Origin of the sequence: Leptospira noumeaensis, assembly GCF_004770765.1 — a bacterium.
Taxonomy (GTDB): Bacteria; Spirochaetota; Leptospiria; order Leptospirales; family Leptospiraceae; genus Leptospira_A; species Leptospira_A noumeaensis.
On record NZ_RQFK01000033.1, the window covers coordinates 51,982 to 77,910 of the forward strand.

Annotated in this window: 20 protein-coding genes; 10 read left to right on the plus strand and 10 right to left on the minus strand. The window is 40.0% G+C overall.

Features of this window, described 5'->3' with window-relative positions:
- Window positions 1–30 precede the first annotated feature (30 nt).
- Genes EHQ24_RS17000 through EHQ24_RS17010 form a run of 3 tightly spaced genes read right to left on the minus strand, consistent with a single transcriptional unit; the run spans window position 31 to window position 6,102 of the window.
- On the minus strand, window positions 31–1,212 hold the full coding sequence (locus EHQ24_RS17000) for an LIC11435 family protein (protein WP_135602827.1): 1,182 nt from the start codon (window positions 1,210–1,212) through the stop codon (window positions 31–33).
- Complete coding sequence (locus EHQ24_RS17005) at window positions 1,202–3,325, minus strand: FecR domain-containing protein (protein ID WP_135602828.1); 2,124 nt, start codon at window positions 3,323–3,325, stop codon at window positions 1,202–1,204. Before EHQ24_RS17005 ends, EHQ24_RS17000 begins: the two co-directional genes overlap by 11 nt.
- A gap of 5 nt (window positions 3,326–3,330) precedes the next feature.
- Window positions 3,331–6,102, minus strand: coding sequence for an adenylate/guanylate cyclase domain-containing protein (locus EHQ24_RS17010; protein ID WP_135602829.1), 2,772 nt, complete (start codon window positions 6,100–6,102; stop codon window positions 3,331–3,333).
- A 50-nt stretch (window positions 6,103–6,152) separates the two neighbouring features.
- On the opposite strand from EHQ24_RS17010, the gene EHQ24_RS17015 reads away from it, so the two are divergent.
- Together EHQ24_RS17015 and EHQ24_RS17020 are read left to right on the plus strand one after the other, a co-directional pair.
- Window positions 6,153–6,923, plus strand: a complete 771-nt coding sequence (locus EHQ24_RS17015; RefSeq protein ID WP_135602830.1) for an exodeoxyribonuclease III — start codon at window positions 6,153–6,155, stop codon at window positions 6,921–6,923.
- A 31-nt stretch (window positions 6,924–6,954) separates the two neighbouring features.
- A complete protein-coding gene (locus tag EHQ24_RS17020; RefSeq protein ID WP_135602831.1) occupies window positions 6,955–7,926 on the plus strand; it encodes an LEA/WHy family protein in 972 nt (323 codons plus the stop codon).
- 47 nt (window positions 7,927–7,973) lie between these two features.
- Here EHQ24_RS17020 and EHQ24_RS17025 read toward each other — a convergent pair whose 3' ends face one another.
- Together EHQ24_RS17025 and mgtE are read right to left on the minus strand one after the other, a co-directional pair.
- Window positions 7,974–8,609 (minus strand): hypothetical protein, encoded by a 636-nt coding sequence (locus EHQ24_RS17025; protein WP_135602832.1) that lies wholly within the window; start codon window positions 8,607–8,609, stop codon window positions 7,974–7,976.
- A 62-nt stretch (window positions 8,610–8,671) separates the two neighbouring features.
- A complete protein-coding gene (mgtE, locus tag EHQ24_RS17030; protein WP_135602833.1) occupies window positions 8,672–10,075 on the minus strand; it encodes a magnesium transporter in 1,404 nt (467 codons plus the stop codon).
- Between the two features lie 65 nt (window positions 10,076–10,140).
- Between mgtE and EHQ24_RS17035 the strand changes: the two genes are divergently transcribed.
- Genes EHQ24_RS17035 through EHQ24_RS17045 form a run of 3 tightly spaced genes read left to right on the plus strand, consistent with a single transcriptional unit; the run spans window position 10,141 to window position 12,824 of the window.
- Window positions 10,141–10,833, plus strand: a complete 693-nt coding sequence (locus EHQ24_RS17035; protein ID WP_135602834.1) for a hypothetical protein — start codon at window positions 10,141–10,143, stop codon at window positions 10,831–10,833.
- On the plus strand, window positions 10,823–11,872 hold the full coding sequence (locus EHQ24_RS17040; protein ID WP_135602835.1) for an OmpA/MotB family protein: 1,050 nt from the start codon (window positions 10,823–10,825) through the stop codon (window positions 11,870–11,872). Before EHQ24_RS17035 ends, EHQ24_RS17040 begins: the two co-directional genes overlap by 11 nt.
- A complete protein-coding gene (locus EHQ24_RS17045; protein WP_135602836.1) occupies window positions 11,865–12,824 on the plus strand; it encodes a cation diffusion facilitator family transporter in 960 nt (319 codons plus the stop codon). The genes EHQ24_RS17040 and EHQ24_RS17045 overlap by 8 nt, the downstream gene beginning before the upstream one ends.
- On the opposite strand, the gene EHQ24_RS17050 is transcribed toward EHQ24_RS17045, so the two are convergent.
- Entirely contained in the window at window positions 12,821–13,891 is a 1,071-nt protein-coding gene (locus EHQ24_RS17050; protein WP_135602837.1) for an acyl-CoA dehydrogenase family protein, read from the minus strand. The two genes, EHQ24_RS17045 and EHQ24_RS17050, sit on opposite strands and share 4 nt — an antisense overlap.
- A gap of 6 nt (window positions 13,892–13,897) precedes the next feature.
- Window positions 13,898–16,789 carry an excinuclease ABC subunit UvrA gene (uvrA, locus tag EHQ24_RS17055; protein WP_135602838.1) on the minus strand — a complete coding sequence of 964 codons (2,892 nt, stop codon included), beginning with the start codon at window positions 16,787–16,789 and terminating at the stop codon, window positions 13,898–13,900.
- Window positions 16,790–16,829: 40 nt separating this feature from the next.
- Between uvrA and EHQ24_RS17060 the strand changes: the two genes are divergently transcribed.
- Window positions 16,830–18,464 carry a S49 family peptidase gene (locus EHQ24_RS17060; RefSeq protein WP_135602839.1) on the plus strand — a complete coding sequence of 545 codons (1,635 nt, stop codon included), beginning with the start codon at window positions 16,830–16,832 and terminating at the stop codon, window positions 18,462–18,464.
- Window positions 18,465–18,472: 8 nt separating this feature from the next.
- Here the strand turns inward: EHQ24_RS17060 and EHQ24_RS17065 are convergent, their stop codons facing one another.
- Both EHQ24_RS17065 and EHQ24_RS17070 read right to left on the minus strand, forming a co-directional pair.
- Window positions 18,473–19,513, minus strand: coding sequence for an L-threonylcarbamoyladenylate synthase (locus EHQ24_RS17065; protein WP_135602840.1), 1,041 nt, complete (start codon window positions 19,511–19,513; stop codon window positions 18,473–18,475).
- 1 nt (window position 19,514) lies between these two features.
- Window positions 19,515–21,089, minus strand: coding sequence for a glycosyl hydrolase family 18 protein (locus tag EHQ24_RS17070; RefSeq protein ID WP_135602841.1), 1,575 nt, complete (start codon window positions 21,087–21,089; stop codon window positions 19,515–19,517).
- Window positions 21,090–21,232: 143 nt separating this feature from the next.
- Between EHQ24_RS17070 and EHQ24_RS17075 the strand changes: the two genes are divergently transcribed.
- Window positions 21,233–21,943 carry a queuosine precursor transporter gene (locus EHQ24_RS17075; protein WP_135602842.1) on the plus strand — a complete coding sequence of 237 codons (711 nt, stop codon included), beginning with the start codon at window positions 21,233–21,235 and terminating at the stop codon, window positions 21,941–21,943.
- Window positions 21,944–21,949: 6 nt separating this feature from the next.
- Complete coding sequence (locus tag EHQ24_RS17080; protein WP_135602843.1) at window positions 21,950–22,720, plus strand: glycerophosphodiester phosphodiesterase; 771 nt, start codon at window positions 21,950–21,952, stop codon at window positions 22,718–22,720.
- Here EHQ24_RS17080 and EHQ24_RS17085 read toward each other — a convergent pair.
- A complete protein-coding gene (locus EHQ24_RS17085; RefSeq protein ID WP_135602844.1) occupies window positions 22,699–23,055 on the minus strand; it encodes a VOC family protein in 357 nt (118 codons plus the stop codon). The genes EHQ24_RS17080 and EHQ24_RS17085 overlap by 22 nt on opposite strands.
- On the opposite strand from EHQ24_RS17085, the gene EHQ24_RS17090 reads away from it, so the two are divergent.
- Window positions 23,037–24,422, plus strand: a complete 1,386-nt coding sequence (locus tag EHQ24_RS17090; RefSeq protein WP_135602845.1) for a hypothetical protein — start codon at window positions 23,037–23,039, stop codon at window positions 24,420–24,422. The genes EHQ24_RS17085 and EHQ24_RS17090 overlap by 19 nt on opposite strands.
- Window positions 24,423–25,925, plus strand: a complete 1,503-nt coding sequence (locus EHQ24_RS17095; protein ID WP_135602846.1) for a 2-isopropylmalate synthase — start codon at window positions 24,423–24,425, stop codon at window positions 25,923–25,925. It begins immediately after the preceding gene.
- Window positions 25,926–25,929: the final 4 nt, after the last annotated feature.

Genomic DNA, 25,929 nt, shown 5'->3' on the forward strand with positions numbered 1-25,929 from the left:
AGGGAAGTCCTTCCCTAAACAAGCTTTTTGTCAGAAACGAGAAGAGAATTCGATTTGGTATCTTGACCCGTATTCATAGGCAAATTTGGATTGGTTCCAACCTGCTTCAGAAGTTACATTTGCTTGGATCCGTTTTGTTGACTCACCTAAAGGGAACCCAGGTTCTATATTAGCTACGTTACGTTTGGCCGAAAAATAAGAGTCTACAATGTTATAGAGTAAAAACACTCCTAAAACCCCAGCTCCCGCCTGGATCACACCTAACTCAGTTTTAGCGGCATTGAACTTAGATTCTGCATTGGATCGATTGACTAACCATAGAGTTTGCGCATCTTGTCTTTCTGCAAGGACTGCTCCAAGAAGGACAGCCGATTGGTAATCTGAACGAGCAGCGATAAATTTGCTATAAGAGCTCGCATAAACAGCAACCGCAGACACGGCTACAAGGGGATATACATACAGTTTCCAATTTTTTCCATCTATGTATTTTTGACCCCAACCTGGCATTACCGTCGAACGCCAAAGAGTCGAATAGTATGGAGTTTCATAATAGTCTTCGGGGATTTCCTTTCTAACAATTCGTTCTTGTCTTGCTGCAAAAATCGCAGCCTTTTCTTTAGAATCAGACAAAACAACTCGTTGTTTTGCGGTAAGCACTTTATTCCTTGGATTCTCTAAAACTAAATCATAAATCCCTGTATCTGTATCAGCATCCACGGCGAATGTGGCTTTCGCTATGGAATCAGATTCTATGGTCACTTTTTTAGCTGGGATTCTTTTCCCACCGGTCACCATATACACCTTCATGGGGTGGATAAAATCTTTTCCCTCAAGTAAAAAAACTTTTTCCTTTTCTTCTTTCGATACAGAAAATACGGAATCTTTAGTCAATGTAGGAACCTTGGAAACCACAACCTCAAACTTGACCCAGTCAGAATAACTTCCTACTTTACCGAGTTTATTCACAACTGCCACTCGATGTTCATAGATTCCAGAAGTATAATTGACTAAATCATAACTAGTGCCACTGACTCTTTCTGAAAGAACAAGATAACCACTCGAATTTTTAATTTCTAAAACATAACCAGTAGCTCCATCCACATCCATCCAACGTAGTTGGTGTTGGGTTACTTCCTCTCCTGTATTTTCTCCGAATACAGGAGAAATAATGAAGAAGAAAATCATTACATTGGAGAGATATTTATTCCACATAAATCTTTCCTGGAGTGAGGATTTTCGGAACCTTTAGTTCCGGAACAGAAATGAAAAAATCCTGTTTGTTGTAGGCTGATTCTTTTTCCGACCCATCTGATTGTTTGTATAAAGCTGCCACTTCCCAACGGAACCTACCCACGTTGAGTTTCTGGATATCACTAAACTGTAGTTTGGTGGCACTGACACGGTCATTTAAAATCTGTTTCTCTCGAATTCCGGAGATATCAATCAAACGAATCCTATATCCTGAAACCTTATCCACAGATTTCCAAGTGAAAAGAATGGAGTTTCTAGTAAACAAATCGATAGTTTCATTTCTAGTCGGCGAAGTAAGACTTGGTGGTTCCATATTGGAAATCAATTGGAAATTGCGGGAGGCACTTGTATCTGATTCCGAACCGGTAGGTCGAACTCGCCAATAGAAACGGCCTAAATCCTTAGATTTAAATTCAAAATAATTTCCAGTTACGTTTTCTTTTATCAAAAGTGGTTGGAAATCGGCTTCTCTTGCGATCTCCAATTCATAATTAGTTTTACCTGTTAGTTTTTTCCACTTTAGGATGGCAGTTGACCGTTCATCCACTTCCACCTCGGCTCCGTTTGCTGGTGCCACTAATTCCATCTCTTCTTTGGCAATGACGGTAAAGGAACCTGATTTTGAATCAAGGGAATTTCCATTACCAATCAAACCTTTTACTCTCCAAAAGTAAGTGCCTAAACCGAGTCCACCAGTGAGTTTTAAAAAATTATTTTTTGTATTTTCTGATTTTAATTTGGATCTAAAATTTGAATCAGAACTTAGCTCCCATTCATATCCGTTAAAGTCTTTATCATCTTTCCAAGAAAAGAAAAGCTGCGATTTGATTTGTTCTTCTGCAAACGTTTTGCCACTCGTTGGTTCCAATAATTCCGGCGGTGAGGTATCTGTTTTTTTCAAAACCTGAAAACTAAGAATCGATGAAGATTTTTCGGCGATTCCCGGGAGATTTGATTTTGCTTGGATCCTTGCAAAATAACTTCCTTCTTTTAGGGAATCAAAAGCCAACGATTGGTTTTGAGTTTGTTTCGAAACTAAACCTTCTGTAAAATCGTTATCTTTTGCTATTTGTATGGTATAAGAAGAGTAAAGATCCAAAGGATTCCATACAAATCGAACTACAGGATTTTCTCTTGTGAAAGAAAAAACTTCATTTGGTTTTGGACTAAAAAATCGAAGCCCCGGATCATTCAAAATCCTAAACTGAAAGACTTCTGTAGTGAGTTTGGATTTGTTGTTTGGATCTTCATAAGAAAGGCGCCAATAATAAGAACCAGAATTTAATTTTTTAGAAATAGTAGCAGTTGTTAATTTTTCTTTAATTAGTGATTTTGAAAAATCTGGAAACAGGGATATTTCAATTGTGGGACTTGTTTGTTTTGCTGAATCGGGTTTCCAACCAGAGACGGAAAATTGAATTTTTTCAGATCCAGATTCGGAAAGTATATTTTTTCTATCCTCAGGTAAAACCAATCGATACACTGGTTTCCCAACTCTGACTCCCGATTCAGTTACGTTCGCAATCTGGTCTTTGGCAATGGTTTCTTCCTTTCCATTCGAAGTGAGTTTTGCTTCCCCTTGGTCTACCTTGATATTGAGTTCCGACTTAGTTTTATCAAGTTTCACATCACCTTTTGCCACTTCGACTGTTTTGTCACCAGCAGTGATGTTCATCTTCATATCGCCAGAAATCGTTCCTTCGCGAGCCGCTTCAAAAGATCCATAGGCAAAATTAATATTGATGTTTTTATCAGAAATATCCAAAAGAATCATAGAATTCTCTGATATGTTAATTTTTGTACCGTCATTTAACGTGAGTACGGCGTCCGATAAACCTTCTGTACGAATTGTATCTCTATTTTTTACTTCTGTTTTGGATTCAATTAAATCCCAAACGACTGCATCATTGTATTTACGAAGTACAGTTTTATTTTTGAAAGTAATGACCCCAATGGTTGGGCTTGTGGAATCATTAAAACGATTGTTTAGATTTCGATAAAGAAGATATGAGAATACAAAAATAAGAAGGATCAGTAAAGAAACTACAAATCTTGTATCGTTTAACCATCTCATATCGTTTATTTATGTGTCCTAGTGAACACACCGTCCCAACTTGGATCTGGTGGGTTTGTTTGGTACTCTTCACAACGTTCGATGAGCATTCGGCTCGACTTGTCTTTTTGTCCTTTTGCCTTTTCTGAACTTGAAAATAATTGGATGGCTTTTGCCCAATCTCGATTTAAGTAAGCTTTAAATCCGGATTCATAAATTTCAGCTGCTTCTAATTGACTCGGAGTGATGAGGGAACGATAAGCAATGAGTTCGTGAATTTTAACTGGTTCGTTTTTTCCTTTCACGCGAACTAAATCCAAATACCGAGTGACCATTTCCCCTTGGATGGAATCACGGATTGGGTCAGTAATGAGGATGTTTACCCCATAATCTTTACCGGCGGCTTCCAATCTGGCAGCAAGGTTTACTGTATCCCCCATCATTGTATATGATGCGAGTGCGTCAGTTCCCATAAAACCAACCTTAGCTGGTCCTGAATTAAGGCCAATCCTTGCATCCATTACTTGCGCTTCTTTCGAATAAAGATTATTGTTTGTCCAATACTCTCGTAACTCCGCAAGTTTCATCACCATATCCACACTGGCACGCGCTGCTTTTAGTTCATGATCCACAACGGGAACAGGTGCGTTAAAAATTCCAACAATCGCATCCCCAATGTATTTATCCAAAACACCTTCGTGTTTTTTGAGTAATAGGGTCATAGCAGAAAGATATTCATTCAAAAGTGCTGCTAAATCAGCAGATTTTAATTGTTCAGATATTGTGGAAAAACTTGCCACATCAGAAAAAAAGGCGGTGATATGAGTTTCTGAACCTCTTTTTAAAGCTGCTAGATCCACCATGGCTTCTTGAACCACAACAGGATCAATCATACTTCCGAGGATATTTTTTACCTTTTCTCTTTCTTCCAAACCTTGTCCCATATCGATGAAATATTTGGTGAGAAGTCCAACTTCGTCTTGTGTGGTAGGTTTGATCCCAATTTTAAAATTCCCTTTAGCAATTTCTAAAGTAGCAGTTAAAAGTTGTAACACAGGTTTGGTAATTGTTTTGGAAAAGAAAAATACAAAAATCAGTGCCGAACATAGTCCAATCCCGGCAATATAAAGATTTGTTTTTTGGCTTTTATAAACATCGGCAAAAGCCTTTTCTTCAGAAACGATGGTTATGACTCCAGCATCAGCAAATCCAATTTTTTGAAAGGATCCAAGATAAGAACCACCTAGCTCTTCATCCAAATAACTCATCTGACCCGTATTAGATGCATTTGTTAACATCGACTTTACAATGGGCATAGAAGCTAGGTCAGTTGCGGCTAAAATTAGATCTTCTTTTGGGTGAGCTAAAGCGATTCCATTCCCGTTCACCATAAAAGTTGTTTCGATTCCTTTTTTCGAAAAAGCACCAATGATTTTATTTAACTTAACAATCATTACAAGTGCGTTGTCTAGTTCCCCATTTTCCGATGTGGGAATGGCAATCGCAAAAGATGGTTCTTGGAATCCAGGGCTTGAATTTAAAAGAACAGCTTGGCCATTGAAGGCTTCGGCAAGAGCATCGCGGTTACGGTTAACAACATTATGAAAGTCTTCTTCGGTAACGGAACTTTTTTTAAGTTCTTCCTCATTAAAAACTTCACGTTTCATGATGAGTGTGTTTTCTTTGCGTTCAAAAATACCTAAATAGATAAATTCTTGATCGTTTTGAAAAAAAGTTTTGATCAGAAGTTTTCTTTCTGCTTCGGGTAGACCTTGGGTAGTGAGAGTAATGGCAATTTGTCTACCCTTTTCCACAACTCCCAATATATCGGATTTTACTTTTGAACCAATGATTTCAGCAATTCGGATATTATTAGCACGTAACTGTAGTTCGATGGATCTTTTAAAATAAAAAGAAGCAAAAAAGATAATGACCCCAACAGATAAAGCAAATAGAAAACTAATCACTCCCATCATTTTTAGTTGGAGGGAAAACTTTGTATGAGACGATCCATCTAAACTCGGATCTTCAGATCCAGATACAACTTCATCCGATTTCGGTGAAGCCACTATTTCGGCTGGTTTTGATTCGGAAACTTTGTCTGATTTAGAATTTTCTTTTCCATTGGTTTCTGCTTCCGAAAATGAAGATTCGATCAAATCATAAGGATGGTTAGGTGAATCATCTTCCGAATCGGGTTCTTCACTTTTTTCATCTTCTAAAGTTTCATTTTCTTCGATGAAATTTGAACCAATACTGCCAGAAGCAACTAAAACACTTTCTTTCTTCCGACCTAATGCCCCCAAAATTTCTAAGGGAGGTAAACTTACTGAATTTTTTTTGATTCCATTTCCATTAGAATGAACGACTTCGGGAACAGAACTTGTTTTGCCTGTAAGACCAAATTTATGTGTGATTCGATCTGGTGAAATTTTATCATCCCAAAGGTATTCCAAACGGGCAAAAACAGAACGAGCTTCTAATTCAAGACTTCTTGGGATTAAAACATAGATGGTTTTATCTTCCCCTAACTTTGCTAATTCGGAAGCCAAGTATTTATTAGTGGATATATTATGAATGGAGACAAATGGAAATTCGATACGGTTAGTATCGGTAGGAATTCCCCAGAGTGGTGGCCCAAATCGAAACTCGAGTTCCCCGGCACGCCTCGTTTGAAAAAATATAGAGAGTCCCTCGTTCCAATCCCAAGTCTCTAAACTCTCCAAGGATTCGTCCCAGAGAAGAAAGACTAGTTTGGACGTTCGTAGGAACGGTATTTCTGCGGAAATTTCTATCATACCAATTTTAGTATCGACTAATTACGTCATTCAATCGATCTCAATTCTAGATGAAAATCATTACGTTAAATTGCAACGGAATTCGCTCCAGTTTGAGCAAAGGTTTACTCGAATTTATACGTCACGAAAATCCTGACATTATTTGTTTCCAAGAAACGAAGGCCCCCGTATCAGAAATTGATCGAGAAGAGTTTCGAAATTTAGGATATGCTGTTCATACCTGCATCGCTGAAAAACCGGGATACAGCGGCACGGCAGTTCTTACCAAACTGAAACCAAAATCTGTCTCTGTGGGTTTTGGAGATGGAATTTATGCCAGCGAAGGAAGGTCCATTCTTATCGAATACCCTGATTTTTTTCTTTGGAATCTCTATTTCCCTTCCGGCACCAGTGGAGAAGAAAGACAAAAAGTAAAATACAAGTTCTTAGATTCCTTCATGGAACTAGCAAAACCCTATACTAAGAAGAAAAAACCTCTCATCGTTTGTGGAGATGTGAACATTGCACATACGGATCTCGATATCCACAACCCCAAAGGAAACCAAAAGAGTTCTGGATTCCTCCCGGAAGAAAGAGCTTGGGTTTCCAAGTTTTTAGATTCTGGATTTTTAGATTGTTACCGTGTTTTGCAACCAGAAACAAGAGATGATTACTCGTGGTGGACCTACAGGTTCCAAGCTCGGAAGAACAATAAGGGCTGGAGGATCGATTACTTTTTCATTACAAAATCGACTAAATACAAACTAGAATCTGTTTCTATCAAAAAGGAACCTGTCCTTTCTGATCATGCACCTGTAGTGTTGGATCTCCAATTCACTTGACAAAGGATTCACTCCAGGAGAAATTTCTGGGATGAAATTGGTTTTTCCTCTCCTCCTTTCTATTTTTACTTTCCAATGTTCTGTCCTTGGTGTGATCCAAGACAAAATCCCCACTCCAAATTTTGATTTTGATTCTCTCTCAATCAAAAGTATTACCTTTACAGACATCACTTTAAATGTGGTTACCTCTGTAGAAAATCCATACCCGGTCACTCTCCCCAGTTCCTTACTGGATATGGACATTAAAATCGAAGGATTAAAACTCATTCAAATCAAAACTGATCTCGGCGCCATTGAAGGAAAAAAAACAAAAAAACTTCCTTTGGAAGTAAAACTAAAATATACGGATCTACTCAATCTTTACAAAAAATTTCCAGACAAACCATTGTTAGAGGTGAGTGCAGAGGGAAATATGAAAATTCCGATTCCAAAACAATGGCAACTTTTGGGAAAAGATTCGCTCAGTTTTCCTTTTATGAAAAAAAGAGAAATACCGGCAGTCCTCCCCAATGTGGAGATTCAAAATTTCAAAATTTTAATGCCTACGGAAGCTGACATTCTCAGTGCCTCAAATACAGGTGCCTTGGCTGACACAGCTACCGGTTTCTTAAAAGGACTTCTTGGAGGCACCAAACAAACGGCAACATCTGCGGCAAAAGCGGGACTCTCCGGCCTCAACCTAGATTTGAATACAGAGTTTGACTTTGTTTTTGCAAACCAAGCCGCGTCCAACTTAAACCTAACAAACCTTAATTATGATTTAAACTTAGGAGGGGAAAAGTTTTTAAACGGAACCCCAAAAGAAATCATCAATTCCGGAAAAACCTCTACCGTTAAAGTGGCAACAAAGTTTCCCATAACTTCCATTAGTTCCTCTTTATACAAAACCATCCAATCCAAATCGGCACAGTTTGATTTAAAGGGTAATTCGGGACTAAAAGTTCCAACAATAGCAGAAACCATTCCTTTCCAATATGAAAAACAGGGAAACTTTAAGTGGTAATCGAAAAGTAGATTTTTAGAGGGAAAAGTAAACCGAGGATTTTCGATTTACTTTTTCTTCTGTAACATCTGTTTGATTTCGTCTCTGGTTTTGCCGGGATAAAGTCGAATTTGGTAACTAATCAAAAACTTTGTGATGATGGGTGTTCCATCTTTGGAAGAATGTTCATAGTTAAATCGGGAAGCATCATTTTGAATGATCTTAGCCACATCATTGATTCTTGGAACCCTGCGATCAAAGGCAATGGATTCCAATTTACCAGTGATGGTATTCAGTCCAATGGTAATCATTCCATCATCCACAAAACTAAGAAGATCGAACTTCTTCATTTCTTCTTTGGAAAGTTCATCTCCACCTGGGTCTGGTTTTCTGCGGATTTTATCCGTATGACGGATTTGCCGCACCATATAAGAATCAGAAGCTATATAAACACGAAATAGTTCGGTAGGTAGATCGCTCTTTTTTTGGAAAAAGGGAATCTCTCCTGTGTTGTTTTGCACCTCTTCCCCTTTTTCATTTAAGATGATTTCACCTTCGCCACCCGGTGCTGCGAGTAAATCTTTTGAGGGAAGTGTTTCCGAATTGGATTCGGAGTTAAGATTTGTATTGGTTTGGGGTGTGGACTGACAAAAAAGAAAAACGGAAACTGATACAACCGATACAAACAAATGCAAAAATTTCATTTCGACATCAGTTTTTGGCAGTTTACCGCCCTGGCAAGAATTTAAAATAAAAAGGAGAATCCCTAAATTAAATATTTCGCAAACACTGTGGCTAGTCCGAGGAAAAAGAAAAATCCACAAACATCTGTAGTTGCTGTAACAAATATTGAAGAAGCAATGGCAGGGTCAACTCGCATGGCTTTGAGTACAATGGGAACAAGGGAACCAGTGAGTGAAGCTACAATCATATTCACAAACATAGCTGTTCCAACCACAAGACCAAGGACAGGGTTCCCCTTCACAAAAAAAATCATACAACCTGTGACTGTCCCAAGTACGAGGCCATTCAATACACCAATGGTAACTTCCTTTCTTACGGCCTCCCACCAATTGGAAAAAGATAGATCTCCCGTAGCAATATTCCGAATCACAACTGTTACAGATTGAGTTCCCGCATTTCCTCCAAGGCCTGCCACAATGGGCATCAGTGTCGCGAGAACAACAATTTGTGAAATGGTATCTTCAAAAAAAGCAACTACTGTGGAACTCACAAAGGCAGTCAGTAAATTGACATTGAGCCATATAATACGGCGTTTGACTGATTGTAAAATGGGTGTGGACAACCTTTCGTCTTCCGAAACCCCCGCCATGAGGAGGATATCTTCCGATGCTTCTTCTTCTACGATTTCTAAAACATCATCCACCGTAATCCGACCGATGATCCGGCCCAAATCATCTGTGACAGCTGCACTGAATAAATCGTATTTTTTAAAGGTATTGGCAACCTCTTCCTGGTCCACATCATAATGAAAGGCGAACACAGAGAAATTAGTAATCTTTGCTACCTTGGTATTAATAGGAGTGAGAAATAAATCTTTTAAAGGGATAAATCCTTCCAAAACTCCCGCATCATCGGTCACATAGACTTGGTAAATATCTTCGATTTCTTTGGCTTTTTTTCGTACATTGATGATTCCTTTACGGACATTATCTGTGATAGACACAGTAGCAAAATCTTTGGACATCAGTCGTCCTGCAGATGATTCCCGAAATCCAAGTTGGGATCGAATTTCAAAACTATCAGTTTTACTTAAATTAGCTAAAACTAACTCACGTTTGGCGCTTGGTAAATAGGAGAGCAGATAAGTAGTTTCATCTGTTTCAATATGATTGAGTGTATTTGAAATTTCATCAACAGAAAGTTCTTCTAAAAAAGACTCTAAGGTCTCTTCTTCCATTTTGACGAGAGCATAGGCTTGGTCTTCTTTAGGAAGGATACGAAAAAGATAGAGTTCTTCTTCTCTTTCTAAATCGCGAAATAATGTAACAATGTCTGCGGGGTGAGCCCCATCCAACATTTCCTTTAGTCTTTTAGAATCTTCTAAGGAAACTAGGTTTTTGATCTCAGCGAGGAACTCATCATAGGAATCGCTTTCTCTGTCGATTTTGATACGGAATTCGGACTCTTTCTTTCTTTCTTCTTCCATAATTCAGCGGATTTCCTGAAATTTACAATTGACGGTTATGTCACGTGGAGCATAGGCTATATCCTATGTCGGCACGAGTTCGAATTTTGAAAACGAATCTTTTTCTTCTCCTAGTTTTTTCCCAATGTGTGCTTTTCGAACCTAAAATCAGCAAGGTTCCTGATGCCTATGTCCGCGATGAAGTGATGAATGCGGAACAAAAAAATGCCACAAGGGTACTCACAGATAAAATCATCAAATTAAATAACGAAGTTTCCATGCAAAGAAAGGCCAATGCCCTAACGGGTCAGGCCATCAAAATCTCTCAAGCGAAAGTCACAAAACATAGTGCACAAAAGGAACTGGCTCGTACCAAAGAAACATATTTCGTTTTGAAAGAGGACTCATCAGCCTCCAAACGGTATTTGGAAGAAAGCCAATCCCATGAATTAGAAAGAGCCAAAGAAGAAACCAGATACAAAACTTGGGTACAAAAGGAAAAAGAAGACAAAGCCTATTTGGAAATGAAAGAAGCAGCCCTCGGAGAACTCATCGCCGAACTGGAATTAGTGCGCTCTGAAATTGCGGTGAAGTTCCAAGAGTCCCAAGGAAAAACTCCCGCAGATCCTGAATATGTAAAAAAAGAAATCTATGAAACCCAATATGCAGAGAAAAAATCGGACGCCCGTCGTCGTGTTTCTGATTTTGAAAGGGTAAAAGCGGAAGCGCCAAGTTTACCCAAAGTCAATTTAGAGGATAGTTTTGACGATGCGAAATAAGTTCCTATCTCTTAGTTTCCTTTTTCTATTTGGATTTCTTTCGTTCTCCTCTCTCTCGGCGGACTGGGTTTATTTCCCATATGAATACAACCAAATCTACAAAGAAAAATACGCTTTGGAATTGGAGCTTGCGGACATTCGCAAACAACACCAAAACGAATTGAATCGTTTGGAAGAAGAAAAAAAAGACCTACAAACTCAAAATCGAAATCTTACAGAAGATCTGGAACTTGAAAAACGAAACCGTGCCAAAGAACAAAACGAATACTCAGACAAAATGCGCGATTATGATATGCGCCTGCGGAGTTTGGAAAAAAAAGGAACAGATAAGGAACGATTACTCGCGGACGAAAACCGAAAACGAGAAGAAAAAGACCGAGCGGATTTAGATGCTTATAAGAAAAAACTCGAAGATAAAGAACGTGAATGCTTGCAAAAGGAACAAAAACTTCGTGAATCTTATGAATCTAAAATTGATGAACTAAAAGAAAGGATTCGTAATTTAGAAGAAGAACTGGCAAACCTTCGCAAACTCACAAAAGAGCAAAAAAGAGAATTAGAAAGGCTTGCGGAACAAACAAAAGAGTTCGAAGAAAAACTGGCAAAAGAAATTACCTCGGGCCAAATTCGACTCAAACGGTTTCACAACAAACTCATCATCAATATTGATGATAAAATTTCATTCGATAGTGGTTCTTCTGAATTAAAACCAGCCATCCTTCCCGCAATTGAAAAGATCCGAGATATTCTCGCTTCTTATCCTGAAAACTATATCATTGTGGAAGGACATACTGACAATGTTCCGATCAAAACAAAATTCAGAAACAATTGGCATCTCTCCAGCGAACGAGCCTTATCTGTTTTGGAATATATGTTACAAAATAGAAACCTAAACCCAAAGAACTTTTCAAGTGCTGGATATGGTGAGTATCAACCCATTGTTCCTAATTCAACTAAAGAAAATAAAGCTCTCAATCGTCGGGTAGATATTGTTGTGGTACCAAGAGCCACAGGGTCACTGAACACAAATAATGACTAAGCCAACAAGACCCAAACGATCCCGATTGGTATTTTTCTTAAGCCTTTCGGGACTTTTATCGATTGGTATATTTTTTATCGAATGGATCGGTTCTAGAGAGAGCGGAAGTTTGGCCCTGTTTGCCGATGCAGGCCATATCTTTACAGACGTATTTGCTCATATCATTTCCTTATTTGCCCTTCTCATTGCTTCTAAAAAACCAACCGCCAAACATCCGTTTGGGTTCCACCGTTTCGAGGTGCTTGCTGCTTTTTTGAATGGTTTACTCCTGATTGGAATTGCTATTTTCATTTTGTATGAAAGTTACTTACGATTTTCGGGAACAGCACATGTGGAACCAAACTCCATGTTGGCCTATGCACTCATCGGATTTGGAATCAATTTGGTATCAGCAGCTTTACTCGTTGGTGTGAGTAAAACAAGTCTCAACTTAAAATCGGCTTATTTACATGTTCTTAGCGATTTATTAGGAACCCTTGCGGTTGTTGTGGGAGCTCTTATCATCCGGTTTACCGGATTTCGTGAAGTGGACAGTTTCCTCAGTGTGATCCTAGGGATTTTTATTTTAAAAACCTCTTATGGTATTGTCAAAGAATCGATCGAAATCCTTATCGAAGCAGACACAAGTGAATTTGATAAAGAACATCTTTTAGAACACATTCGGAGTTTAAAAGGAATTGATTCTGTTCCTGGGATCACCGTTCGTAAACTCACTTCGGGTGTGTTTTCTGTGGAACTTTTAATTTTAGTGGGAAAAGATGCAGATCGGGACAAAATTGTATTAGAAATCCATAAAGTCCTTAAGTCCGAATTTGGAGTTCCTTTTGTTTCTGTAGAAATCCTTTCCTCGTCCTTAAAAAGCCAATTGGAAGATATCTCTGTTAGAGAAACGGAACGTGAATTTGGTCACCATGGGCATAGCCACGGTCATGCGCACGACCACCACCACTAAGAGAGTTTTCGTTTTTTCTTTTGGATCAACATTTGTGTGAACTGGTCTTCCCAAACAAAAAGTTGGTAATCTGGATCCATTGACTTTAAGTCTTTTGGAGAATCTAAATTCCAATGTTTACATAGCGCAAGAAGAAGGTCTTCCGTCGGAAAGGGAAAACCAGAGAGTAAAAAATCGGCATCGGGATTTCCTTGGCAGTTGCCAAGAAAGTTATCTCGCCAAAGTTTAAGTTTCTCCCTCTCATCATTTACCAATTTATTTTCCAATGAAACTTTTTTGATTTTTCCAATCAGTAAGGAAACAAGCGAAAGGAGTTCTTTTAGCCTAAGTTCCATTCCCAATTTTCCATAGTTCTCTAAGACTAGATCCTCTGGGGAAATCGGATATTCGCATAACGTCAGTTTGAGATGAGTCACTAAGGGAGTAAAATCAGTATGGAAAGATTCCTCTATCATTTGGTTGGAAATGTCGGATGCGTCGCTGTTTAAGTTTGGATTCGTTTGGTTTTGATACCTCCGGACCAAATAAACAGGATTTTTTTCCTCTGATTTAATCACCCAAAAGATGATATCCGCTTCCGCTCCATTGGTGATAAAGGATTTGGTTCCGGATAGTTTCTCATCTTTTACAGTGGAACTCAGCTTACGGAGTTTTGTTTCCCAACCAGGTTCACTCACTCCGACGGCAAAAATTTTTGTAGAACCTCCAGCGCGAAAAGCCTGCCAAAGGGAATCTAAAACCCCAACTGCGTTTGGGTTTAGGTTTTCGCTTTGTTCTTCCCGTTGGATTCGTGTTGCATGGGATAAAATCCCACCGGCCACGTTCACTTCCACCATACAAGACAGAGCCAAAGAAACACCGACTGGCTCTTCTGCGAGAACAGAAAGTTTCTTTTGAAATTCTAAATAAGATTCAAAACCAAGAAGGAAATCGTAGTAACCTTCCTGAATGAGGATGGGTTTCCAACTCCGATAGAACCCAACGGCTGCACTTTGAGTAAAATTCCTAGGATATATCGAACCAGGCTCCCCATACTTTAAAATTAAATTCTCATTTGTTCCACTCACGAAAACTTACTTAGATTTTTTTTTGGAAAATTTAACATTTAGCGCCTTTTCTTCTTCCAATACTTTTTTCAAGTATTGACCAGTAAACGAACGTTTTACGGTGACAACTTCTTCCGGTGTTCCCTTTGCAATGACTTCGCCACCTCCGTCCCCACCTTCCGGTCCAATGTCGATGATGTAATCAGCGGCTTTGATGACATCTAAGTTGTGTTCGATAATGACCATAGAATTCCCCTTGTCCACAAGCACTTGTAAAACGGAGAGAAGTTTTTCTATGTCTTCAAAATGAAGACCAGTGGTCGGTTCATCCAAAATATAAAGAGTTTTGCCCGTTGGCCTTTTGGAAAGTTCTGTGGATAGTTTGATCCTTTGCGCTTCTCCCCCGGAAAAGGTTGTGGCCGCTTGTCCCAGTTTGATATATCCAAGACCAACATCCATCAATGTGTCTAGTTTTCGTTTGAGGTTCGGAATATTTTCGAAGAAAACTACAGCTTCCTCTACAGTCATGTCCAAAATATCAGAAATATGTTTTCCTTTGTATTTGACCTCTAAGGTTTCACGGTTGTATCTTTTTCCCTTACAAACTTCGCATTCCACATAAATATCTGGAAGGAAATGCATTTCAATCTTTAGGATTCCGTCCCCTTCACATTTTTCACAGCGTCCTCCGGCTACGTTAAAACTAAACCGTCCCGGGCCATAACCCCGAACCTTTGCTTCTTCCAGTCCGCTAAATAAATCTCTGACAAAGGTAAACAAACCGGTGTAAGTGGCTGGATTGGAACGAGGAGTCCTTCCAATTGCCGACTGGTCAATGTTAATGACTTTATCAATTTGGTCTTTTCCTAGGATTTTTTTGTGTTTTCCCGGAACCAGTTTCATTCCCATCACAGAACTTGCGAGTTCCTTATAAAGAATTTCATTAATAAGAGTGGATTTCCCAGAACCAGACACTCCCGTAACCACCGTTAGTGTTCCTAGAGGAATGGACACTTCCACATTCTTTAGGTTGTTATGTGTGGCTCCCGTGATCTTTAAAAACTTGCCATTTCCGACCCGGCGAGTTTCCGGCATAGAAATCCGTTTTTCCCCAGAAAGGAACTTTCCTGTAACAGAATGTTTGTCCTTTTTGATTTGTTCTGGAGTTCCAAAAGAAACAATCTCTCCCCCGTGGACTCCGGCCCCAGGCCCCATATCTACAATGAAATCTGCCTCTTCCATGGTTTCTTTGTCATGTTCCACTACAAGGACGGTATTTCCTAAGTTACGAAGGCCTTTTAAGGTTTGTACGAGTTTGGTATTGTCTCTTTGGTGAAGACCAATGGAAGGTTCATCTAAAATGTACAAAACACCCATTAGGCGAGAACCAATTTGGGTAGCAAGCCGAATCCTTTGCATTTCTCCACCGGAAAGAGTTCCAGCGGCCCGGCTTAAATTCAAATACCCGACACCCACATCGTTCAAAAAATGAAGTCTTTGTAAAATCTCCTTTAAGATGGGTTTGGAGATGGTATCTTCCGCACCTTTGTACTCAGAAGACTTAGTAAAGGCCAATGCCTTTTCAATGGAAAATCCTGTATAAGCATCGATTCCAACACCTTGGACTTTCACGGCCAGTGCTTCTGGACGAAGTCGTTTGCCATGACATTCGTCACAATCATGATTGGTCATAAAGGATTCAAACCATTGGCGCATGGAATCCGATTTGGTTTCTTTGTAGCGGCGTTTGAGGTTAGGAATCACCCCTTCATAATTACGAGAAAATTCATAATGGGAATTGGCACCGCGAAAATCATAATCAATATGAATGGAAGAATCTCCATGTAAAATGGTATTCCTTACTTTATCCGGCAAATCCTTCCATGCTGTATTTAAGTTGAATTTTAGTTTTTTGGATAACGCTTGTATGGTGGCCATATACCAATAAGAGTTGGATTTGGAACCACCCCAAGCCTCGATACAACCTTCTGCAAGAGATGCTTCCCGGTCAGTCACAAGAAGGGATTCATCAAATTCAAGTAGTGCACCAAGACCATCACAATTAGAACAAGCACCAAACGGCGAGTTAAAAGAAAAAAGTCTAGGAGTGAGCTCCGGAATACTGACATCATCACATTTGGGGCAGGATAATTTTTGAGAAAAAAGATGATCCTTTTCGCCGTCTTCCACAACCACAATCCCTTCGGCAGTTTTTAAAGCAGTTTCCACAGAATCTGACAACCGAGATTGGATTCCTGGTTTCATCACAATCCGATCTACAACAATGTCGATATCGGCTTTGAAGTTTTTCTTTAAAGGAATTTCATCTTCCAAAGAATACACTTCCCCATTGACACGAACCCGGTTGAATCCTTCTTTTTTAAATCGTTCGAGAACTTCTTTGTGTTCCCCTTTTTTCCCTTGGATGACAGGAGCCATAATCTGGAGTTTGGTTCCTTCGGGAAATAAATTGATCCTGTCAGTAATTTGGTCTACAGAAAGGCTAGAGATCGGGGTTCCGCATTTGGGGCAATGTGGTTTTCCAACACGAGCATATAACAGTCGTAAATAATCATAAATTTCGGTCACCGTTCCGACCGTCGAACGAGGGTTTCTATGGGTTGTTTTTTGTTCGATGGAGATGGCAGGGCTTAGGCCCTCAATTTGGTCCACCTCTGGTTTTTCCATTTGCCCGAGGAATTGGCGGGCATAACTGGAAAGGGATTCTACATACCGTCTTTGCCCCTCTGCATAAATGGTATCAAAAGCTAGGGAAGATTTTCCCGAACCAGAAAGACCAGTGATGACCACAAGTTTGTCCCTGGGGATATCAAGGTTTACGTTTTTAAGGTTATGTTCACGAGCGCCACGAATACGAATAAAGGAATCCACATCGGATAGCTTGTTTTCCTCTTTCATTCTGGAAAGAATTTTAAGAAATGACGGAAGAGGATCTCACGTGTTTCGAATTCTTTTTTTGGTAATTTTTCTACCCTTCCGGCTTCTGTACCAGATTTACCTACGTCTAAGCCTCGCCTTCCAATCACGCCGAGAAGTGTATGAAATTGAATTTCCTGCAGTTTTTGAAGATTCTTATAAATCCTATTTTGTCAAAAAATTACAAGGGAAAGAAGAAACAGTCACTAGATTGGAACTTCTCATCCTCTTAAAACTCATCCAAAAAAATGGGAAAATCAAAACTCTAGATATTTCTTTACCCCCACTCGAATGGACTCTTTCGGAATTTTATGAAGTAAGAAACCAAATCCTCGCCATTAAAGAGTCAGGAAAAAAAGTGCGGATCTTTGCCAAGGAAGGTGGAGTTGGATCTTTGCTACTCCTCACAGCAGCCACAGAAAAGTATTTGGCTCCCGAATCAGAATTTATGGTTTTACTTCCGAGCGCCGAACCAATGTTTTTTGGTAAATTTTTAAAAACCTGGGGAATCGAAGTCCAAGCCTTTGCCTCTGGCCCCTACAAATCATTTGCAGAGAGTTTTACAAGAGGGGAATTTTCCAAAGAGGCAAAAAAGAATTTAGAAACGCTTATTTTAGATTTAAGAAAAGTTTTAATTTCTGCCCTTACCAATGGACAAAAAACTTTAGAATCTTTATTTTACAAACCAATGCTTTCGGCAGACGAACTATTGTCAGCTGGTGTCATTACAGGGATCAAATCAGAAAATGAATTTTTCTCTGAAGATAGAAAGTTGTTTTCTGGAAACTATCCAAGCCTACACCATTCCATCAAAGAATTCCGCATTTTTCCCAAACGGAAAGTCGAAGTGGTCATCCTTCCCTTAGAAGGAGGAATTACCGGCGGAGACTATTTGCATAAAAATAGAGAGAACGGTAAAATCGAAGCCTTTTCCCTCATTCCCAATTTAAAAGCCCTGGCCGAAGATAAAAAAATAAAAGCTGTCATTTTGGAAATTTCCTCACCCGGTGGATCTGCCTTCTACTCTGAACAAATCCATCAGGAAATTATGGAGCTCAAAAAAACCAAAATAGTCACTGCCTACTTCAAAGATACGGTAGCAAGCGGTGGATATTACATCGGTTCGGCAGCAGACCATATCACTGCTTCCCCTGTTTGTATCACAGGTTCCATTGGCGCAGTGAGTATTCGTGCCAACTTACAAAAGTTATATAAAAAATTCCAATTAAATAAAGAAGCCGTTGGATTTTACCCTTTCCGAGACATCCACTCCGAATTCCAACCTCTCTCCAAACAAAGTGTTCAGTATTTGGAATCCCAGATCAAAAAAATTGAAGGTTTGTTTTACCGCCGCGTATCCGAAGGCCGAAAGATTCCTTTAGAAGATGTTCCAAAGATTGGAATGGGCCGGGTGTATTTACCCACTGTGGAAAACAAAATTGTAGATTCCCTTGGTGGACTTTTGGATGCCGTTCTTGAAGTCAAAAAAAGGTTAGGTGGAAAACCCATCATCTTAACCGAAGAACTCCCAACTTATAATTTAAAAAATAAAATTCCTCTCCTTGGAGGACTACTCACAGAACTGAAATTATTGGAATCCTTAAACGAAGTGTCTCTCCTAAGCCCTGTGCGCCTTGTTTGGAAAAACCGAAAGTAAACGAATCGTTATTTTTTAAGGGCTGCCTTTTCCAAACGATTTCGTAAACCTTCCCATCCCTGGCCGAGTTTTGGTGCTTCGCAGATGATGGTTTGGATTTTCGAAAGGTCACATGATTCAAAAAAGGCATAAAGTTTGGACGCATACTCTTCGTTTGTCGAAACAATAGAGAAATGATCGAATTCCGAGAAACCTTCTTCTTCTTTAGTGGAAGTTTTCTCCGTATTTTGTGCTAACTTTCCATTCAGAGCTTTTTGCGAGAAGGAAAAACCAATCCAAGCAGTGTCTTTGGAATCAAAGCCAGTTTCTAAACTATAAATGAATTCCTCCGTCGAAGCTAAAATCACTTGGGCTGACGGTGCGTAATGTTTGTATTTGGTTCCTGGACTTAATGGGACAGAAGACATAGATAGTGTGGGTGAAGATTCGAAAGGATTCGGAACCACAAGGTCGGGAAGGAGAGTTTTTAACTCTTCGGATTCAATGGATCCTGGCCGAAGTAAACTGGGATGTTCACCTACAAGGCTTACCACAGTGGATTCAATTCCATAACTTGGTTCTTCTGCGATTAGGATCCCTTCTACCTTCCCATCAAAATATCGCACAACATCCGCTAGTTTAGTCAGCGAAGGTCTACCAGATAAATTGGCAGAAGGCGCAGAAACTGGCCCACCGGTAAGCCTAATCCATTCCCGAATCTCTGGATTTTTAGGAATTCGTACAGCGAGTGTTTCCAAGTCTTTGGGGAATAACGATTTGTCTTTTTTAGGAAGGATGAGAGTAAGAGGTCCTGGTGAAAATTTCTCTAATAATTTTTTACCAATTTCACTTAATGTACAAACCTCTTCAATGGATTCAATCGAATGAAAATGGGCAATGAGGGGATTGTCTTTGGGTCTGCCTTTGATTTCATAAACACGTAAACAGGCCGCTTCGTTTTTTGTAGAGGCTCCAATCCCATAAACGGTTTCTGTTGGAAAAATCACCACCTTTCCCTCTTGGATGAGGTTCGCAAGCAAACGTACATCCGAAGAGATTAAGGTCTTCATTTTAAAACTTTTTTGTTTTGGATTTGGATTTCGATTCGGATACTTTCAATGATTCTTTTGTATCATTGGCAGGAACTGCCGTATCTTCTTTTGGTTCTTCTTCCTCTTTTGCTTTTTCTACAGGAGGAAGTTGGCCTTGGACAAGTTTACTCAAATAAATATTGATTTCAGGATCATTGTCTGTCACAAGTTGCCAAAAAGAAAATCCACCTAAATCGTATTTGCGTAGAAGTGTCATTTTCTCTTCGAAGGCTTTGCGGTTCATATAAAAAGCAACACGATCACAACCACCACTGGTGTACCAAAGAGATGGATCTTCATACGCACGGTTTTTATGGATGTCAGCAAACTTAGATAAGTTTTTCCAATTCGCCACTTTGTTTTCTTCGTTTAAGATGCGATTGATGTCAGTTGGTTGGCGATTTTTATGAGTCCCAGCTTTGATCCTTTGTGCATCGGAATGGTAAATGGCCTTAGCTGATGCCTTACAATTGAGAGCCCAGTCATATCCGTAAGTTGGGATCGCCATATAAAGTTTGTGAGTTGGAACTCTTTTTTTCGCGTAAGTGATGATGTCTTTCAACCAAACATTGGGAGCTTGGGGACCAGGTCCTGGGTTATGGTACTTTCTTGGATGGAGTTCGTAGGCCATAATCTTCACGCGGTCAGCATGTTTGGCAAGGAAGGCATAGTCATGAGTGGTTGGCCCTCTCCAATTTTCACGAAAATCAAGGGCGATTGGTTTCGATAAACCACGGCATTGGAGTTCTTTCTTTTTGCTTTTCTCTGCTGGAGTTTTGGGATGAACCGCCACAGAAATGAGTTTTCCTTTTTTATGAACTTCACGTGCGAGGAGAACAAAGAACTCTTCAAACTTTTCTTTTTTGTCGCAGGACATTCCTTCGTAATCGATATCAATCCCATCATAACCATAAGTCATAATTTCGTTTACAATGACTTGGATGTGGTGGTCACGAATGTCGTTTCGTCCCCCCATCCCGATGTTCTCTTGGATTTTTTCTTTTGGATTTTCCCAACGAAAGATGGTAGGTATGATTTTTACTTTGGGGTTCAAAACACGAAGTTCTTGGACTCGTTCCTTTCTAGAAGTACTCGACCAACTTGAAATGAGTTCTCCATTATTAGAAAGCCCACCTTTCATCGTATAAATAAACGGATGGATTTCGTTATAGAGATGAACCGTTTTTTTCATGGCTGTCCAATCGGTAGACCAAGCGGAAGAACGAAAACTCACGTTATCATCAGGAACAAAACCTGGTAGTTCCACAGATTCCTCTAGATTTTCTGTGTTCGTTTGGGTTTCTCCGTTTTCCTTGGTTTCCATCTCAGATGGAGTTCCGAGAGAAGGAGTGGATGCTTCCACAACGCTAGGATTGGCATTTCCCGCTTTCGCAGTGTCTTTTAAAACAAGAGCAGTTCCATCATTTTGGATTAAGTTCATTCCTAAATAAAAGGAGATTGCGGAAAGAAATACCCAGGAGGCAAATAGTAGTGTGTATTTAGCTGCATTCGACAGCGGACGTTTGGGTATGGATGGGTTTTCTTTTTCGGACATAAATTACTTCTAGTATGATTATCGATCGTATGATAAAAAAAGAGTAGAGATTATTAAAAGAACTCACTACCTATTTCTCATCCCATAATTTTTTAGGAGGGATTCTCTCCTAGTCGAAATTAAAAAGAAAGGAAAAAGATACAATGCACCTTCTCAAACAAAAACCGGTGATTCTTTATACGGTTCTACTCAGTTTTTTTCTCACCTTTCTTCTGCTTGCGGAACTCACAGGTAGTAAATTATTTTTTGCCTTCGGATTCACAATGACAATGGGGGTTATCCCTTTTCCAGTTACCTTTATCATCACGGATCTTTTGAATGAATATTATGGTCGCAAAGTGGTTCGGGCCACAACCTTTCTGGGGATGGTGATGATTGGTTTTGCCTATCTCCTCATTGTGATCGATATCCAAATTCCCGCAAGCCCTGAGTCGCCCATCGATGATGCCTCCTTCGAACGTGTTTTTGCCAATTCGGGTCTTGTGATCCTTGGTTCTATCATTGCCTATGTAATTGGTCAAATGATTGACCTAAATACCTTTCACTTCCTACGTAAAAAAACGGGAGGAAAACATATTTGGCTACGAGCCACAGGTTCTACTGTCATCTCCCAACTCATCGATTCTTATGTGGTGATTTTTATCGCTCTTGGAAAATACCATCCTGTTTCTAAACTTGTATCAATTGCCAACACCAACTTTCTTTATAAATTGGGAGTGGCCATTCTCATCACACCTCTTCTCTATGCCATCCATATCTACATTGATCGTTATTTAGGAGAAAGTTTAAAAAAACAAATGTTTCAAGCTGCAATGGAAGAGGAAGGTTTGGAATCCACCATCCAACCAGGGTAATACAAAATGTTCCAACCAAGAATCGAAAGACTCAAATCCATTTTAGGAAATAAACCGGCAAATATTGGTCACCGTGGTGCACGTGGCCTTGCTCCCGAAAACACCCTTGTTTCTTTTTTAGTGGGAGCAGAATTCACAAGTTTTTTTGAATTGGATACGATGCTTTGTGCTTCGGGTGAACTTGTTATCATCCATGACTTTACAGTAGATCGCACGACAGACGGTGAAGGAAAAGTTTCAGATTATAAATATAGAGATTTAGCGGAACTCGATGCGGGGAGTTTTTTTGAGGAAGCCTTTGAAGGCGAACAAATTCCCACTCTTTCCCAAGTGATCCAAACCCTTCCTGAAACCACAGTCTTTGACATTGAGATGAAGAGTGAAGGGGACCCTGAAGAGAGAAAGGCTCTCGCTCTGGAACTTGTGAAACTGATTCGGAAATACAAACTAACCAATCGAATTTGGGTGAGTAGTTTTGATTGGGATCTTGTGGATCTCATCAGACAGGAAGAACCAGAAGTTTTACGAGGTCTTCTCATTGAAAAGGGAGATTCACTAAACAAGAATTATATGGACTATGAACCGGATTTGATCCTGCCACATCTTTCTGCCTGTTCCAAAGAATTTGTGGAAGGATTAAAAGAAAAATCCCTTCTAGTGATTCCTTACACTACCAATACGGAAGAAGAATGGAAAGAGTTACTAGCAGCAGGAGTGGCCGGACTCATCACAGACTTTCCTGACCAATTGGCCTCTTATTTAGAATCTGTAAAATAAATCCAAACCCAATTCCCCCAAGGATCCTCGTATAAGGAATAATTTTTGCCGGGGACTTGCTCGACTAACTTCAAATTGGAAAATTGCGGATGGTTTTTTACCTTGTGATCACAGCGAATGGTGATGGTTCCTGGGCGCACAGGACAATGTTCGGTGTTTTTAGAGAATACAATGGTTTCTCCTGAATCCAGTTGTAATTCCGAGTGACCAAAACTTTCTTTAAGGAGTCTACCCCCAAAAAACGATTGGTAAAACTGAGCGGGAAGGCTAGTATTTTCCCCTCCGTCTAAGTTGATAGAGTAAAATTGTAAATCCAATGTTTCCCCGTCCGCCATCGATTCTTTCCTATTTTATATTTTTTTTCATCTCCAGTTTCGCCAATTTTTTGTTATGCGAAACTATCTATTTTGAACTACTTCATTCGGCAGACCAATTGTATCTTCCTTTGTTTCTAAAGGATTTAGTCTCAGGTCTTGGGATTAGACATTGGTATCTTCCCCCCTCTCCCTATTTTTTTCCTGATCTTTTGATCTACTTAATTCTTTTTCCAGTGGTTCCTTTTTTGTATTTACCGAGCGTTTATGGAACCTTACAAATGATTTTGGTTTTCTTTGGAATTTTTATTTTTCTATCAAAGTATACAGACCAAACAAGGTCATTTCAATTTCTTTATCTCTTAGAAATCCTTTTTATTTTTTTCTCTCTCCTTGGATATTTTGCAGAAGACAAACCGCTCCCCTTGGTATATTTTTTAACAGGGGCTCATCATAGCACTGGATTCTTTTTTTCACTCCTACTCACTCTTTGTCTTTACTCCTTGTTAATTGATAAAGATAAAAAAAATCGTTATCCAAATTCCTTTTTACCACTCCCATTGGTTTTCTTTTTTTTCACTAGTTTTCTTTTCCTTTATATTTCAGATCGATTTTCTTTTCTCGTCGGGGTGATATCTTTCTTTGTGGTTCGGATTTGGGATGGAGACTTACCATTCACAGAAAGAATTTCGTACTTTCGGAATCGAAAGTTTTGGATCCTCACTTTCTTTTTTCTTCTGCTTTCTGAACTTCTAATACACGGGCTAAAAACCATCGTATCCATTCCCAGCAGTTTTCAGATTTTGTTTGCCTATCTCACTGGACTAAAGGTCTCGGATATCTTACAACTTTCGGGGACTTACCTTTGGGATTTTTCGAAACATATTTTTTACCAAGGAAAATCCATTCTTGTTTTAATGGGACTAGTCCTTCTTTTATTCCCTAAGTTTCCCAAACTGAATCGCCATTTGGTCATTGTGTTTTTTCCAGTCCTTGTTGGACTTTTACTCCTTGTAGGAAGGTTCACTTACCTCCATCCTTACCCCATCCGGTATTTGTTTCCTCTTTTGTTTTTCGGACTTCTCGGAACCACCTGGACTCTAGGCACTCGCACAAAAATCGTAAATCCCAAAGTTCTCACAACCCTCCTTTTTTTACTTACGGGGATTCTTTGGTCGTTGCCATTTCCTAGAGAGAAAACCAAGACCTATTTTTCTAGAATCCTCCAGACAGAAGTTCCTTATGACTTAGAAAAACCCATCCGGTTTTGGTCAGAAGGCAGCTTGACTCCAATTCCTGTAGACAAAGATGGGAAACCCTACCACTGGATCACAGGGGCATTCCATACGCACTTGACAGAGTCAGGGGAACCTATGATCTGGAAGTAGATGGAAGATTACGTACGCATATTTGATACTACCTTAAGGGACGGGGAACAGTGCCCTGGGGCCGCTATGAGCGAAGATGAGAAGGTGGAAATTGCCCAACACCTAGCCCGGATGAAGGTAGATATCATTGAAGCTGGATTCCCAGTTTCCTCACCTGTACAATTCAAAGCAGTCGAACGAATCGCTCGTGAAATTGAAGGCCCGGTCATTTGTGGACTGGCCCGTGCCCTTCGTCCTGATTTAGAGGCGGCCCGCGATGCTTTAAAACCTGCCAAACAAAAACGCATTCATACTTTTATTGCCTCTTCTCCCATCCACATGAAACACAAGTTAGGCAAGTCTCCGGCAGAAGTTTTAGAGATGGCTAGACTTGCCGTAAAGATGGCAAGGGACTTTGTTACCGATGTAGAATTTTCACCAGAAGATGCCACTCGCTCCGAATGGGAATTCTTACGCGAGTTAGTCGAAGCTGTCATCGAAGAAGGTGCTACCACCATCAATATCCCGGACACAGTGGGATATACCACACCACAAGAATATATGGATCTCTTTCGCTTCTTAAAAAAGGAAGTGAAAGGTGCTGACAAAGTCATATTTTCTGCACATTGCCACAACGATCTAGGACTTGCTGTTGCCAACTCACTCGCCACTGTTCTTGCTGGTGGTCGTCAGATTGAATGTACAATCAACGGGATCGGCGAAAGAGCGGGGAACACTGCTATGGAAGAAGTGGTGATGGCTCTCAAAACTAGAAAGGATGCTTTCGGTGTGGAAACAAAAATTGATTCCACACTCATCACTCGTGGTTCCCATTTGGTAAAAACCATCACAGGAATGGTAGTCCAACCTAACAAAGCCATTGTGGGTGCCAATGCCTTTGCTCATGAATCTGGAATCCACCAAGATGGTGTGATCAAAAATAGACAAACCTATGAAATCATGACTCCTGAATCCGTGGGACTGAAATCCAACCGTATGGTTCTTGGACGCCATTCCGGTCGGGCCGGTTTTAAAGACCGTGTCATTCGTATGGGTTTTGATCCCAAACCAGAAGAAATCGACAATGCCTATAACAGATTCCTTGAGATTGCTGATAAAAAAAAGGAAGTCTTTGATGAGGACATCGCAGCCCTTTTCCAAGCAGAGATCAGTAGATCGCAAGTGGACGAAAAATATCGACTTATTTCATTTGAACAAAATACAGGATCCAACCAAACTCCAAGTTCCAAAATTTCTCTCCAAATCAAGGGAGAGGTCAAAGAAGGCGAAGCGCATGGCGACGGTCCAGTGGACAGTATCTTTAAAGCCATTGGCCAAGTCACAGGACTTTCTCCTCTCCTTTCCAGGCTTGTGATTTCTCCTGTTACAGAGGGAACGGATGCGATGGCTGAGGCATCCGTTACTTTAGAAGACGGGGAACGCCGAGTGGTTGGGAAAGGTGATTCCACAGACATCATTGAAGCCTGTGCCAAAGCCTATATCAATGCCTTGAACCGGTTGTAACCCA

Excerpts from the sequence above, each read along its gene's own strand:
- EHQ24_RS17005 (WP_135602828.1), bottom strand. The coding sequence starts at position 3,325 with ATGAGATGGTTAAACGATACAAGATTTGTAGTTTCTTTACTGATCCTT.
- EHQ24_RS17090 (WP_135602845.1), top strand. The coding sequence starts at position 23,037 with ATGTTTCCCCGTCCGCCATCGATTCTTTCCTATTTTATATTTTTTTTC.
- EHQ24_RS17015 (WP_135602830.1), top strand. The coding sequence starts at position 6,153 with ATGAAAATCATTACGTTAAATTGCAACGGAATTCGCTCCAGTTTGAGC.
- EHQ24_RS17040 (WP_135602835.1), top strand. The coding sequence starts at position 10,823 with ATGCGAAATAAGTTCCTATCTCTTAGTTTCCTTTTTCTATTTGGATTT.
- EHQ24_RS17020 (WP_135602831.1), top strand. The coding sequence starts at position 6,955 with ATGAAATTGGTTTTTCCTCTCCTCCTTTCTATTTTTACTTTCCAATGT.
- EHQ24_RS17045 (WP_135602836.1), top strand. The coding sequence starts at position 11,865 with ATGACTAAGCCAACAAGACCCAAACGATCCCGATTGGTATTTTTCTTA.
- EHQ24_RS17010 (WP_135602829.1), bottom strand. The coding sequence starts at position 6,102 with ATGATAGAAATTTCCGCAGAAATACCGTTCCTACGAACGTCCAAACTA.
- EHQ24_RS17000 (WP_135602827.1), bottom strand. The coding sequence starts at position 1,212 with ATGTGGAATAAATATCTCTCCAATGTAATGATTTTCTTCTTCATTATT.
- EHQ24_RS17075 (WP_135602842.1), top strand. The coding sequence starts at position 21,233 with ATGCACCTTCTCAAACAAAAACCGGTGATTCTTTATACGGTTCTACTC.
- mgtE (WP_135602833.1), bottom strand. The coding sequence starts at position 10,075 with ATGGAAGAAGAAAGAAAGAAAGAGTCCGAATTCCGTATCAAAATCGAC.
- EHQ24_RS17070 (WP_135602841.1), bottom strand. The coding sequence starts at position 21,089 with ATGTCCGAAAAAGAAAACCCATCCATACCCAAACGTCCGCTGTCGAAT.
- EHQ24_RS17080 (WP_135602843.1), top strand. The coding sequence starts at position 21,950 with ATGTTCCAACCAAGAATCGAAAGACTCAAATCCATTTTAGGAAATAAA.
- EHQ24_RS17035 (WP_135602834.1), top strand. The coding sequence starts at position 10,141 with ATGTCGGCACGAGTTCGAATTTTGAAAACGAATCTTTTTCTTCTCCTA.
- EHQ24_RS17095 (WP_135602846.1), top strand. The coding sequence starts at position 24,423 with ATGGAAGATTACGTACGCATATTTGATACTACCTTAAGGGACGGGGAA.
- EHQ24_RS17025 (WP_135602832.1), bottom strand. The coding sequence starts at position 8,609 with ATGAAATTTTTGCATTTGTTTGTATCGGTTGTATCAGTTTCCGTTTTT.
- EHQ24_RS17065 (WP_135602840.1), bottom strand. The coding sequence starts at position 19,513 with ATGAAGACCTTAATCTCTTCGGATGTACGTTTGCTTGCGAACCTCATC.
- uvrA (WP_135602838.1), bottom strand. The coding sequence starts at position 16,789 with ATGAAAGAGGAAAACAAGCTATCCGATGTGGATTCCTTTATTCGTATT.
- EHQ24_RS17085 (WP_135602844.1), bottom strand. The coding sequence starts at position 23,055 with ATGGCGGACGGGGAAACATTGGATTTACAATTTTACTCTATCAACTTA.